This is a genomic window from Streptosporangium brasiliense (genome assembly GCF_030811595.1).
Lineage (GTDB): Bacteria > Actinomycetota > Actinomycetes > Streptosporangiales > Streptosporangiaceae > Streptosporangium > Streptosporangium brasiliense.
On the sequence record NZ_JAUSRB010000002.1, the window covers coordinates 7960178 to 7972611 of the forward strand.

Annotated in this window: 12 protein-coding genes; 3 read left to right on the top strand and 9 right to left on the bottom strand. The window is 72.4% G+C overall.

Going from position 1 to position 12434, the window contains the following annotated elements; translation table 11 throughout:
• Positions 1–28 precede the first annotated feature (28 nt).
• The 7 genes from J2S55_RS45585 to menB form a co-directional block, all read right to left on the bottom strand.
• A complete protein-coding gene (locus tag J2S55_RS45585; protein ID WP_306874520.1) occupies positions 29–985 on the bottom strand; it encodes a DnaJ C-terminal domain-containing protein in 957 nt (318 codons plus the stop codon).
• Positions 982–1503: a nucleotide exchange factor GrpE gene (locus J2S55_RS45590; RefSeq protein ID WP_306874523.1), complete on the bottom strand. Its 522-nt coding sequence runs from the start codon at positions 1501–1503 to the stop codon at positions 982–984. The genes J2S55_RS45585 and J2S55_RS45590 overlap by 4 nt, the downstream gene beginning before the upstream one ends.
• Entirely contained in the window at positions 1496–3406 is a 1911-nt protein-coding gene (dnaK, locus tag J2S55_RS45595; protein WP_306874525.1) for a molecular chaperone DnaK, read from the bottom strand. Before dnaK ends, J2S55_RS45590 begins: the two co-directional genes overlap by 8 nt.
• A gap of 210 nt (positions 3407–3616) precedes the next feature.
• A complete protein-coding gene (locus tag J2S55_RS45600; protein WP_306874528.1) occupies positions 3617–4120 on the bottom strand; it encodes a YflT domain-containing protein in 504 nt (167 codons plus the stop codon).
• A gap of 78 nt (positions 4121–4198) precedes the next feature.
• Positions 4199–4834 (bottom strand): DedA family protein, encoded by a 636-nt coding sequence (locus tag J2S55_RS45605; protein WP_306874531.1) that lies wholly within the window; start codon positions 4832–4834, stop codon positions 4199–4201.
• Between the two features lie 118 nt (positions 4835–4952).
• Positions 4953–6608 (bottom strand): 2-succinyl-5-enolpyruvyl-6-hydroxy-3-cyclohexene-1-carboxylic-acid synthase, encoded by a 1656-nt coding sequence (gene menD, locus J2S55_RS45610; RefSeq protein ID WP_306874534.1) that lies wholly within the window; start codon positions 6606–6608, stop codon positions 4953–4955.
• A gap of 129 nt (positions 6609–6737) precedes the next feature.
• The gene (menB, locus tag J2S55_RS45615) at positions 6738–7565 is read right to left on the bottom strand and encodes a 1,4-dihydroxy-2-naphthoyl-CoA synthase (protein ID WP_306875891.1); all 828 of its coding nucleotides are present in this window, start codon (positions 7563–7565) and stop codon (positions 6738–6740) included.
• Between the two features lie 156 nt (positions 7566–7721).
• On the opposite strand from menB, the gene J2S55_RS45620 reads away from it, so the two are divergent.
• The 3 genes from J2S55_RS45620 (at position 7722) to J2S55_RS45630 (ending at position 10836) form a co-directional block, all read left to right on the top strand.
• The gene (locus J2S55_RS45620; RefSeq protein ID WP_306875893.1) at positions 7722–8897 is read left to right on the top strand and encodes an AMP-binding protein; all 1176 of its coding nucleotides are present in this window, start codon (positions 7722–7724) and stop codon (positions 8895–8897) included.
• Positions 8898–8947: 50 nt separating this feature from the next.
• Positions 8948–9295, top strand: a complete 348-nt coding sequence (locus tag J2S55_RS45625) for a hypothetical protein (RefSeq protein WP_306874537.1) — start codon at positions 8948–8950, stop codon at positions 9293–9295.
• A gap of 185 nt (positions 9296–9480) precedes the next feature.
• Positions 9481–10836: an RNA polymerase sigma factor gene (locus J2S55_RS45630; RefSeq protein ID WP_306874540.1), complete on the top strand. Its 1356-nt coding sequence runs from the start codon at positions 9481–9483 to the stop codon at positions 10834–10836.
• Positions 10837–11172: 336 nt separating this feature from the next.
• Here the strand turns inward: J2S55_RS45630 and J2S55_RS45635 are convergent, their stop codons facing one another.
• Positions 11173–11487, bottom strand: a complete 315-nt coding sequence (locus J2S55_RS45635) for a DMT family transporter (protein WP_306874542.1) — start codon at positions 11485–11487, stop codon at positions 11173–11175.
• Positions 11484–12140, bottom strand: coding sequence for an FMN-dependent NADH-azoreductase (locus J2S55_RS45640; protein WP_306874544.1), 657 nt, complete (start codon positions 12138–12140; stop codon positions 11484–11486). The genes J2S55_RS45635 and J2S55_RS45640 overlap by 4 nt, the downstream gene beginning before the upstream one ends.
• Positions 12141–12434 lie beyond the last annotated feature (294 nt).

A 12434-nucleotide genomic window follows, 5' to 3' on the forward strand; every position in this document is an offset into this window, starting at 1 on the left:
GGCCGCCGGGACCTCGCCGGCGGGCGGGTCATCGTCCTCTCCTGGGATCGAACTCCGAGGCCGCGGCGAGCTGCTCGAACAGCCTCCGCTCCTGCTCCGACAGGGTGGGCGGGACCATGATCCGCACCTCGGCGAACAGATCACCCGGCGTGCCTCTCGGGTTCGGCATCCCCCGGCCGCGCAGCCGCAGCCGCCGGCCGCTGGAGGTCCCGGCGGGCACCTTGACCTTGGCCTCGCCGCCCGGGGTGTCGACGGCGACGGACGCGCCGAGCGCCGCCTCCCACGAGCTGACCGGGAGGTGGACGTGGATGTCGCGCCCCTCGACCCGGTAGCGGCGGTGCGGCGCGATCCTGACGATCAGGTAGAGGTCTCCGGCGGCGGCCCCGTCACTGCCCCGGCCCCCCTGTCCCGCCAGGCGGATGCGCTGCCCGTCGGTCACCCCCGCCGGCATGTTGACCTCGATCCGGCGGCCGCCCACGGTGATCGAGCGGCGTCCGCCCCGGTACGCCTCCTCCACGGTCAGCTCGATCTCGGCCTCCTGGTCGGCACCAGGGATCGGTCCCCAGCCCCGGCCCGCCCGGCCGGCCCGGCCGCCGAACAGCCCCTCCAGGAGCTCCTCGAAGTCGGCGCCCTCCCCGAAGCCCGCCGGTCCACCCGGACCAGCCCCGGCTCCCGCCCTGGCCCCGGACCCGGCCCGCCTGCCCCGCCCGGCCCTGGCACGGGCCCAGGTCTCCGGGTCCACGTCCTCGGGCACCTGGCGGAAGTCCGCTCCGAACGCGTCGTAGCGGCGGCGCGTCCCGGGGTCGGACAGGACGCTGTAGGCCTCCGAGATCTCCTTGAAGCGGTCTTCGGCGCCCGGGTCCTTGTTGATGTCGGGGTGGTAGGCCCGCGCGAGTTTGCGGTAGGCGCTCTGGACCTCCTCCTGGCCGGCGCCTCTCGGCACCCCGAGGATCTCGTAGAAGTCGCGGGGCGGGGCGGCCATCATTCCCCCTTGGCCACCACGACCAGTGCGGGCCGCAGCTGCCGCTCACCGTCTCCGTAGGCAGGCCGTACCACGTGCAGGACCGTCCCCTCGGGCACGTCCTCCTGCGCGAGCGTGGCCACCACCTCGTGCCGCGCCGGGTCGAACACCGTCCCGGCGTCGTCCCGGCGCGGGAAGCCCAGGCGGGCGAGCACCTCCAGCGCCTGGTCCCGGATCACCTGCAGCCCCTCGACGATGGAGGCCGGATCGCTCTCGGCGTGCTCCAGCGCGCGTTCCAGGTTGTCCAGCACGGGCAGCCACTCGGCGGCCGCCCGCGCCCGCTCCTCGGCCCCCACCCGCCCGGTGTCCCGGATGACCCGCTTGCGCAGGTTGTCGAGGTCGGCCAGGGCGCGCCGCCACCTGCCCTCCAGCTCCTCGTTCTGCCGCTGGAGCCCGGCGGCGCGGGCCTGGAGCTCCGCCACGTCCGGGGCGGCCTCGGCGCCCTCCCTGGGGACGTCCTCCGGTCCGGGCGCGTCACTCATCGGTCGTGAACTCCGCGTCGATCACGTCGTCGTCCCCGCCCGCCCGCTGGCCGCCCTGCGGGCCCTGGGCTCCCGGAGCCCCCTGGGCGCTGCCCGCCGGCTGCCCGGCGGAGGCGACGGCGAGGCTCTGGTAGACCTGCTGCAGCTCCGAGGTCAGGGAGCGGAGCCGGTCGAGCGGGGTCTCCTGCTGCTTGACCGCCTCACGGGCGTCGTTGACGAGCATCTCGGCACGCGCCTTCTCGTGGACGGGCACCGCCTCCCCCAGCTCCTTCAGCCGCCGCTCCACCTGGTAGGCGGCGCTGTCGAGCTCGTTGCGCGCGTCGACCACCTGCCGCAGCCGCGCGTCCTCGTCCCGGTGCTGCTCGGCGTCGGCGACCATGCGCTCGACCTCGCGCTGGTCGAGGTTGGAGCTCTCGCTGATGGTGATGCGCTGTTCGGCGTTGGTGTCCTTGTCCCGGGCCGAGACGTTCACGATCCCGTTCGCGTCGACGTCGTAGGTCACCTCGATCTGGGGCTCGCCGCGCGGCGCGGGCCTGATGTTCTCCAGCCGGAACCGGCCGAGGACCCGGTTGTCGGCGGCGCGCTCGCGCTCCCCCTGAAGGACCACGACGTCGACGGCGCTCTGGTTGTCCTCGGCGGTGCTGAACACCTCGGTACGGCGGGCCGGGATCGTCGTGTTGCGGTCGATGACCTTGGTCATGATCCCGCCGAGCGTCTCGATGCCCAGCGAGAGCGGCGTCACGTCGAGCAGGACGACGTCCTGCATCTCACCCTTGATGACGGCCGCCTGGACCGCGGCGCCCAGCGCCACGACCTCGTCGGGGTTGACCGTCATGTTCGGGTCCTTGCCGCCGGTCATGCGGCGCACCAGGTTCTGCACGGCGGGCATCCTGGTCGAGCCGCCCACCAGGATCACCTCGTCGATGTCGTTGGGGGTGAGCCTGGCGTCGGCTATCGCCTGCTCGACCGGCCCCTTGCAACGTTCCAGGAGGTCGGCCGTGATCTCCTCGAACGTCGCCCGCCGCAGCGTGGTGTTCAGGTGCTTGGGGCCGGAGGCGTCCGCGGTGATGAAGGGCAGGCTGATCTGCGTCTGGGTGACCGCCGACAGCTCGACCTTGGCCTTCTCCGCCGCCTCGAACAGCCGCTGCAGCGCCTGGGGGTCGTTGCGCAGGTCGATGCCGGTGTCGCGCTGGAACTCGTCGGCGAGGTGGTCGACGATGCGCCGGTCGAAGTCGTCGCCGCCCAGATGGGTGTCGCCCGAGGTCGACCGTACCTCGACGACGCCCTCGCCGATGGTGAGGATGCTGACGTCGAACGTCCCGCCGCCCAGGTCGAAGACGAGGACGGTCTCGTTCTCCTTGCGGTCCAGACCGTAGGCCAGGGCGGCCGCGGTCGGCTCGTTGACGATCCGCAGCACCTCCAGGCCCGCGATCCTCCCTGCGTCCTTGGTCGCCTGGCGCTGGGAGTCGTTGAAGTAGGCGGGCACGGTGATGACCGCCTCGGTGACCTTCTCCCCCAGGAACTTCGAGGCGTCGTCGACGAGCTTGCGCAGCACCTGGGCGGCGATCTCCTCCGGCGCGTAGAGCTTGTCGTGGACCTTGAAGCGCACCGCCCCGTCCGGTCCGGGCACCACGTCGAACGACACGGCGTTCATCTCGCTGGTGACCTCGTCGAAACGGCGCCCGATGAAGCGCTTGGCCGAGTAGATCGTTCCCTTGGGGTTGAGGATCGCCTGCCTGCGGGCCAGCTGCCCGACCAGGCGCTCGCCCTCCTCGGTGAAGGCCACGACCGACGGCGTCGTCCGGGAACCCTCGGCGTTGGGGATCACCGTGGGCTGGTTGCCCTCCATCGTGGCGATCACCGAGTTGGTGGTGCCAAGGTCGATCCCGACCGCTCTTGCCATGCTGACCTCCAGTGTGGGCACTACAGCCGACACTCGTCCTGCGGCGGGCCGGCCACATCTTCAGAGCTGGTGATCCCGCCCCCGTGAGCCGTGGGCCGGCCGGGACGGCGGGCGGCCCGCCGGGCGGGAGAGGCGGGCGGCCCCGGCCCGCGCCTCCATCGCCTGGAGGCGCTCTCCCGCCACCGGAGCGCGCGGCCGGGACCCGCGCGTCTAGAACTGCGGGGCCTGCGGGGTCTGCGGGGCCTGCGCGACCTGCGGGGTGCCGACCTCCAGGAGCCTGCGCGCCTCGGCCGCGCGGTCGACCGTGACCAGCACCTGGTAGCGGTTGGCGACTATCGCGCTGGAGGACAGGAAATCCCGTTTGCCGCCGGTCAGCGCGTGACCGATCAGGCCGAAGATCGCTCCGGCGATGGCGCCCCAGACCAGTGCCCACAGCACCAGGAGGAAGGGGAACCGCCCGGGAGTGAAGATCGCGAGAAACAGGCCGATCAGCAGGCCGATCCAGGCACCCGAGGCCGCGCCCATGCCGGCGGCGCGCAGATAGGTCAGCCGGCCGAGCACTCTCTCGACGAGCCGGAGGTCCGTTCCGACGATCTTGGCGTGCTCGACCGGAAACTTCTGGTCGGAAAGGTAGTCGACGGCCCTCTGGGCCTCTTCGTAGGTGTTGTAGGAGGCCACCGGTTCGTAGGCGATCGACGTGGGCTCAGGTCGCATGGCGCTTCCCTTCACGATGAGTCTTACCTCCTCACCGTGACCGCGTCACTGCGGACCGCACATCCCCAGGTCTGGTAGTCACGCCGTGCCGGCGGGCTCCTCGGCCTCCTCGGCGGCCATCTTGGCCGCCCGGCGCTTGACGAACAGCGTGGTCGCGACGCCGAACAGCACCGCCAGGCCCAGCCCCGCCCAGGAGAAGCCCTTGAGCCACTGCTCGGCGACCCTGCCCAGGTAGTAGACGACCGCGGTGGTCCCGCCCGCCCAGGCGATCCCGCCGAGCACGTTGGCGGTCAGAAACCTCCAGTACGGCATGCGCAGGGCCCCGGCGAGCGGACCGGCCAGGATGCGCAGCAGCGCGATGAACCGGCCGAAGAAGACCGTCCACATGCCGTAGCGCTCGAAGTAGCGCTCGGCCTTGGCGATGTGGGAGGGGCCGAAGTGCTTGGGGAACCTGCGGCCCAGCCGGTCGAACATGGGCTTGCCGCCCCTGCGGCCGATGGCGTAGCCGACGGAGTCGCCGACGACGGCCCCGACGGTGGCGCAGACGCCGACCCAGACCGGGCTGACCACGCCCTGTGCCGCCAGCAGCGCGGAGCTGACCAGGACGATCTCCCCGGGCAGCGGGATGCCCAGGCTCTCCAGCCCGATCACCAGTCCGACCAGGGCGCAGATCCACACAGGGGGGATCGCCTGGAGCCATTCGTCGACATGCATGACGGACACCTTATTCCGTCGGCCGGGTCGCTCCCGCCCTGTCGTCAGGCTCCCGGGCGGGGCCGCGCCCCGTGGCGGGCGGTGCCCGCCACGGGGGCGTCCGCCCTCCGCCTCGGCCTCACCCGACCTGGCGGATCGCCGCGTGGGCCGCGTCGCGCATCATGGCGTGCAGGACGGCGTTGGACTCCCGGTCGGTGCGGACCTCGACCATCCGCAGGCCCTCCCCGCGCAGCGCCTTGGACAGCTGCTCGGGCTCGCCGACGTAGGTGTACGGGGTGCCGGTGGCGGCGGCCACGTGAGCCAGGTCCACCCCGTGCCCGGTGCCGAAGACCCGCTCGAACGGGTCGCGCAGCGCGGCCTGGGGCAGCAGCGAGAAGATGCCGCCGCCGTCGTTGTTCACCACCACCAGGCACAGGTCGGGGCGGGGCTCGCGGGGGCCGAGGATCAGCCCGTTCTGGTCGTGCAGGAAGGTCAGGTCGCCCATCAGCGCGTAGGCGGGACCGTTGTGCGCCAGGGCCGCGCCCATGGCGGTGGACACCACGCCGTCGATCCCGGCGGCGCCCCGGTTGGCCAGGATCCGCAGGCCCCGGCGGGGGCGCATCGCCTGGTCCAGGTCGCGGATCGGCATGGAGGAGGCCGACAGCAGCAGCGACCCGTTGGGCAGCAGGTCCGCCAGGTCACGGGCCAGGCGCGGCTCGCTGAGCCCGGCGCCGTCCAGCACCTCGTCGATCGCGGCCCTGGCCGCGCCGTCGGCGCGGCGCCAGGAGTGCAGCCAGGCGTCGTCTCCGGCGGCGACCGGGATCTCCACCGCCTGGGCCACCTGGGTGGCCGAGCGGGTCGGGTCGGGCCAGCGGGTCAGGTCGGGGGCGACCACGATGTGCTCGTCGGCGTGCCTGAGCCAGTTGAGCAGCGGCCTGGACAGCCCGGGGCGGCCCAGGGTGACCACCACCTCGGGCCGGTGCCGGTCGGCGAACTCCGGGGTGCCTAGCAGGAAGTGGTAGGCCGACATGGCGTGGTCGCCGTAGCGGGCGCCGCCGTTGGGCTCCGACAGCACCGGCCAGCCGGCCATGCCCGCCGCCGCGACGTATCTGCGCACGTTGGCGGCGCCGTCGCCGACGACCAGCACGCCCCGCCTGGTCGGCGGCAGGTGCAGCGCCACCGCGGGGGGCGCCACCCGGGCCCGGATCCAGGGCCCGTTGGCGTCGCCCTCCAGGGACTCGCACCAGGAGGCGTCGCCGTCGGGGATGAGCGGCTCGCGGAAGGCCAGGTTCAGGTGGACCGGGCCGGGGTCGGACGGGCCCAGCGAGCGCTGGTAGGCGCGGCAGGCCAGCGACCGCCAGTAGGCGACCTGGCCGGGCCGCTCCTCCGGCACGCCGACCTCGCTGAACCAGCGGACCGCGGTGCCGTACAGCTTGATCTGGTCGATGGTCTGGCTGGCGCCGGTGTCGCGCAGTTCGGGCGGCCGGTCGGCGGTCAGCAGCAGCAGCGGCACCCCCGACTCGTGCGCCTCGATGACCGCCGGGTGGAAGTTCGCCGCGGCGGTGCCGGAGGTGCAGATCAGCGCGACCGGGCGCGCGCCGCGCCGGGCCAGGCCCAGCGCGAGGAAGGAGGCCGAGCGCTCGTCGATGCGCACGTGCAGCCGGATCCGGCTGTCGGCGTGCACGGCCAGGGCCAGCGGGGCCGAGCGCGAGCCGGGTGCGAGCACCACGTCCGTGAGACCGCAGCGCACGAGCTCGTCGACCAGCACCGTCGCGAGCGCGGTGGCGGGATTCACCGCACTGCCTCCTCTAGCCGTCGCACCCCGGAAGGTGACTGCCTCTCACGCCCTGCCGGGGGCGCCCCGCCCATCGGGGGGCGGGGCGCCCGGGGGCCGGCGCCCCTCTGCCTCATCGCGGCCGGCTCGTCACGGCCGGCGCGGGAACTTGCCGAAGTCGGGGGCGCGCTTCTCCTTGAAGGCGTCGCGGCCCTCCTGCGCCTCCTCGCTCATGTAGTAGAGCAGGGTGGCGTCACCGGCGAACTGCTGCATGCCGGCGGCCCCGTCGGTCACCGCGTTCAGCGCGCCCTTGAGCATGCGCAGCGCCAGCGGCGACTTCTCAAGCATCTCCCGGGCCCAGGCGACCGTCTCCTCCTCCAGCCGCTCCAGGGGGACGACCGCGTTGACCAGGCCCCAGTTCAGGGCGGTCTGCGCGTCGTACTGGCGGCACAGGTACCAGATCTCGCGGGCCCGCTTCAGGCCGACGGTCTCGGCCAGCAGCCAGGAGCCGTAGCCTCCGTCGAAGGAGCCGACCTTGGGACCGGTCTGGCCGAAGACCGCGTTCTCGGCGGCGATGGACAGGTCGCAGCAGACGTGCAGCACGTGGCCGCCGCCGATGGCGTAGCCCGCGATCATCGCGATGACCGGCTTGGGGCATCGGCGGATCTGCACCTGCAGGTCGAGCACGTTGAGCCGGCCCACGTGCGGGGTGGACTTGTCGACGTAGCCGTCGTCGCCGCGGATCTTCTGGTCGCCGCCGGAGCAGAAGGCCCTGTCCCCCGCGCCGGTGAAGATGATCACGCCGACCCCGGGGTCCTCCTGGGCGACGTTGAAGGCGTGCCTGAGCTCGAAGAGCGTCGTCGGGCGGAAGGCGTTGTGCCGCTCCGGCCGGTTGATCGTGATCTTGGCGATGCCCTCGGCGGTCTCGTAGACGATGTCCTCGTACTCGCCCGACCGCTCCCAGTCGGCGGCGCGCACCTGGACGCTCGCCGGCACGGGACCCGCCTCGCCCGCCACTCGCTCGTCCGTGCCCGGCTCGGCTCGCTCCGTGCTCACGATCGTCTGGCCCCTTCCGCTGTGCCGAGGTGCCCCTCGGCTGTTGTCCGGCTTGTCGGCACTAACCTTACGACTGTGATGACCGGTTCCGTGCACCCGGAGCAGCCTCGACCGCAACGGGAGCTGCACGCCGTCGTGCTGCCAGCCGGGCCCGAGCTGTTCCAGGCCGTCGCCGCGGCGCTCGACGGCCGGGGCCCCGCCGTGCTGCCCCTGTCGCCCGCCCTGCCCGCCCCGGCGCTGCGGGCCACGCTGGAGGCGCTGCGCCCCACCCACGTCAACGGCGTACGGCACGCGCACGGCGTGGGGGTCCCTTCCGAGGTGGCCGTGGTCATCGCCACCAGCGGCACGACCGGCGTCCCCAAGGGGGTCCAGCTGTCGGCCGCGGCCCTGCGTGCCTCCGCCTCGGCCTCGCTGCGCCGGCTGGGCGCCCGGCCCGGCGAGCGCTGGCTCTGCTGCCTGCCGCCCTCCCACGTGTCGGGCCTGCAGGTGCTGGTCAGGTCGCTGCTGAGCGAGACCGCGCCCATCGTGCACGACGGCTTCTCCCCCGAGGCGGTGCTCGCCAGCGGCGCTGACCACGTCTCCCTGGTGCCGACCCAGCTGCGCCGGCTGCTGCCGGCGGACCTGTCGGTCTTCAGGACGATCCTGCTGGGCGGCGCCGCCGCCCCCGCGGACCTGCTCGCGGCGGCCCGCGCCGCCGGCGCCCGGGTGGTCACCACCTACGGCATGAGCGAGACCTGCGGCGGGTGCGTCTACGACGGCGAGCCCCTGCGGGACGTGGATCTGAAGATCGGCGACGACGGCCGGATCCGTCTCGCCGGCCCCGTGCTGTTCTCCGGCTACCGGCTCCGCCCCGACCTCACCGCCGCCACCCGGGACGGCGACTGGTTCCTCACCTCCGACCTCGGCACCCTGACCGGCGGGCGGCTGCGCGTCCTGGGCCGGGCCGACGACGTCATCAACACCGGTGGCGAGAAGGTCGTCGCGGCGGCCGTGGCCGCCGTCGTGGCCGAGCATCCGGCGGTCGCCGACGCCGCCGTGGTCGGCCGCCCCGACCCCGAATGGGGCGAGCGGGTGGTCGCCGTCGTCGTCTCGGCCGCTCCCCCGTCGCTGGCCGAGCTCCGCGCCTTCGCCAAGGAGCGGCTGCCCGCCTACGCCGCCCCCGCCGAGCTGATCGTCCTGCCCGAAATACCACTTTTGCCCAATGGCAAGCCAGACCTCGCGACCCTCCGTTATGGTCTTCGACGGGAACCATAGGGACGGCTCCGCACGTCAAACAGACAGCCGAAGCAGGAAGGACGAGCCCGATGAACATAACCCGCAAGACGTGGGTGTCCGCCGGCATCGTCAGCGTGGTCCTCGCCGGCGGCATATCCGTCGCGGCGGCCGCCGCGACGGGCAGGATCAGCAAGAACGGCGACCCCGTGCCCGCGCTGGAGGGCAACCGGCCCGCCTCCGAGGGCGCGTCGGCCACCCCCGCGCCGGACCCGGCGGCCTCCCAGGGGACGGTCCCGCCCGCGGAGGACTACGTGGTCTCCAGGGAGGTCAACCCCGACCCGGAGAAGGTCACGCGCTACTGGACCGAGCAGCGGCTGGAAGACGCCCAACCGTTACCCATGCCCGTGGTCGAAGGACCTGTGAACGTCACTGAATAGGCCATACCAGCCGCTCAGGAGGGGTGGATCGCGGTAATGGCGGTCCACCCATCATATTTTCCCCGTCAAGTCGGGAACAGAAAGTTCTTGGCTGGGGTTATTGGTACTGGTGCGCAGAGCGGCTCCCTCGCCGCCCCACCCCACAACCTGTAAGCAGAAGACTCCGTGATGGAGGAGGTGTCCTCATGCCCCAAACCGCCGTGGTGCCCTCACCTGAGGCCCCGACGACCCTCGAACAGCTCCTTGACCGAGGGCGAGTCCAGGGTCACCTTTCACTCGCGGAGCTGCGCCACGCCTTCGCCGAGGCAGGGATCAGCCCGACCGAAGGCAGGTCGATCCTGCGGGAGCTCACCGAGGCGGGCGTCAGCCTGGCCGCCGAGAACGAGCCCACGCTCGCGGCCTCCGCCAAGAAGTCGGCCGCCAAGACCGCCACCCGCAAGACCGCCGCCCGCAAGACGAAGGCCACGCCCGACAGGCCCGTCCAGGACAAGAAGGCGGCCGTCGCCCGGACCGAGCCCGCCGCCAAGGACGTCAAGAACGTCGACTCCGAGATCGACGAGGATGAGTGGGCCGCCGCCGAGGAGGCCGAGCTGGAGGCCGAGCCGACCCTGGACCTGGACGACCAGTCCTCGGTCATGGGCGACTCGGTGCACACCTACCTCAAGTCGATCGGCCGCCGCACGCTGCTGACCGCCGCCCAGGAGGTCGAGCTCGCCAAGCGGATCGAGGCGGGCCTGTACGCCGAGTCCAAGCTGGAGGCCGAGCCGGGCCTGTCCGCCGCCATGCGCGACGACCTGGAGTGGGTGGCCGAGGACGGCCGCCGCGCCAAGGACCACATGCTGGAGGCCAACCTCCGGCTGGTCGTCTCGGTGGCGAAGAAATACACCGACCGCGGCATGGCCCTGCTCGACGTGGTCCAGGAGGGCAACCTCGGCCTGATCCGCGCGGTGGAGAAGTTCGACTACACCAAGGGCTACAAGTTCTCCACCTACGCCATGTGGTGGATCCGGCAGGCCATCCAGCGCGGTTTCGCCGACTCCGCCCGCACCATCCGGCTGCCGGTCCACGTGCTGGAGATGCTGTCCAAGCTGTCGCGCGTCGAGCGTGACATGCACCAGCGTCTCGGCCGCGAGCCCACGCCCGAGGAGCTGGCGGTCGAGCTGGACAAGACTCCCGACCAGATCGAGGAGCTGCTGCGCACCAGCCGCCAGCCGATCAGCCTCAACGCCACCATCGGCGAGGACGGCGAGACCACCATCGGCGACCTCATCGAGGACGTCGACTCGCCCGAGGCCTCCGAGGTGGTGGACCGCCAGCTACTCGGCGAGCAGCTGCGCGGCGTGCTCGGCAACCTCTCTCCCCGGGAGGCGAAGATAATGGCCCTGCGTTTCGGCCTCGTCGACGGCAAGCCCCACACCCTCGACGAGATCGGCAAGCACCTCGGCCTGACCCGCGAGCGCATCCGTCAGCTGGAGAAGGAGTCCCTCTCCAAGCTGCGCCACCCCAGCAACACCCGTCCGCTGCTCGACTGGGCCAGCTGACCTTCTCAGGCGCCGCCGCGACCGTCCGCGGCGGCGCCTCGCCATGTCCGGCCCCGGCCGGGCCCGGCGGCCCCTGACGGCTCCGCCGGGAGCCGCTCCCGCGCCGGCGGACGCCGGCCGTGCCACCGGCCCGCCCGCGGATCCCCCACAGGCCGGTCAGCCCGGCAACCGGCCGACCGACCACCGCCGACCCATGCCGGCCACCATCAGCCCATGGACCGATCAGCCGGTCAACCGACCACCGGTCGGCCCGCAGACCGGTCAGCAGGCCACTGCCGGCTCATAAGCCGTCAACCGGTCAGGCGGTCGACCGGTCGACGGCGGCCCACAGGCCGGTCAGCCGGCCAGCCGGGCCAGCACGATCCCGCCGACGATCAGCGCGAGCGCCGCCAGACGCCCGGCGCTCAGCGGGTCGCCGTGCAGCGCGACCCCCAGCCCGATGGCGCCGATGGCGCCGATGCCGGTGAACACGGCGTAGGCCGTGCCGACGGGGAGGGTCTGCATGGACTTCGACAGCAGCCAGACCGCGACGGCCGCCAGCGCGAAGCAGATCACCGTGGGGATCGGCCGGGTGAACCCCTCGGTCGGCTTGATGCTCTGCGACCAGGCGATCTCCACCAGCCCCGCCAGTACGAGCAGGACCCAGTTCATTGCCGGACCGGCTCTGCGGCCAGCTCCACGGCCAGCTTGCGGGCGGCGGCGAGGGACTCCTCGTGCTCGCCCCGCGCGCCGGCCAGCAGGGGGTCGACCAGCGAGTTGGTCAGCTCGGCGTGGACGAACGTGACGTCCTCGACGCCGAAGTGCCCGAGGAAGAAGTCACGCAGGTAACGCTCCTCGTGGTCGAAGGGCTCCTTGGGCGTGCCGGGGCCGTAGGCCCCTCCCCGCGCGCCCGTGACGACGAACCTCCGGCCCGTCAGCTTCATCCGGGGGAAGGTCACCTGGTCGATCCAGGCCTTCAGCGCCGAAGGGAGCGAGTAGTTGTACATCGGCGTGCCGATCAGCACGACGTCGGCGGCCACCAGTTCGGCGAGGAGCGGTTCGATGATCGCCCAGGCCTCCTCCTGGGCCGGGGTCCGCACCGCCTCCCGGTAGCGGCCGATGTCGGTGATGCCGTAGGCCATGACGTTGTCGCAGATCTCCGTCCAGGCCTGCCCGATGTGCGGGACGGGGTCGGCCGCGAGGTCCCGGTAGGAGTATCCGCCCCCGGGGTTGGCGGCGCGCCATGCCCCGGCGAACGCCTCCGACAGCTCGCGGGAGAAGGACGCGCGGCGGGCGCTGGCGTCCAGGTGCAGCAGGTGGCTCATGGCTCTCCGTTCCATCAATAAGTGGACATGATGTCCGCTTAACATCGTAACGCCAAGCGGACATCATGTCCATTTGGCCGCCCGAAGACCGCTCCTCCGCCGGCCAGACATGGAGTGAAGGCGTAGAACGGGATCACGGCCTCACCCTGCGTGACGCAGGTGGTCGCGGCGGCGGCGGAGCTCGCCGTACAGCCGACCTCGGTGACTCGCCGGTCCGGGGCTCGCGGTTCAGACACAAGGGCGCCTCCTACCGGCAGCGTTCGGCACCCTCGATCAGCCTGTCTCGCCCCTTCA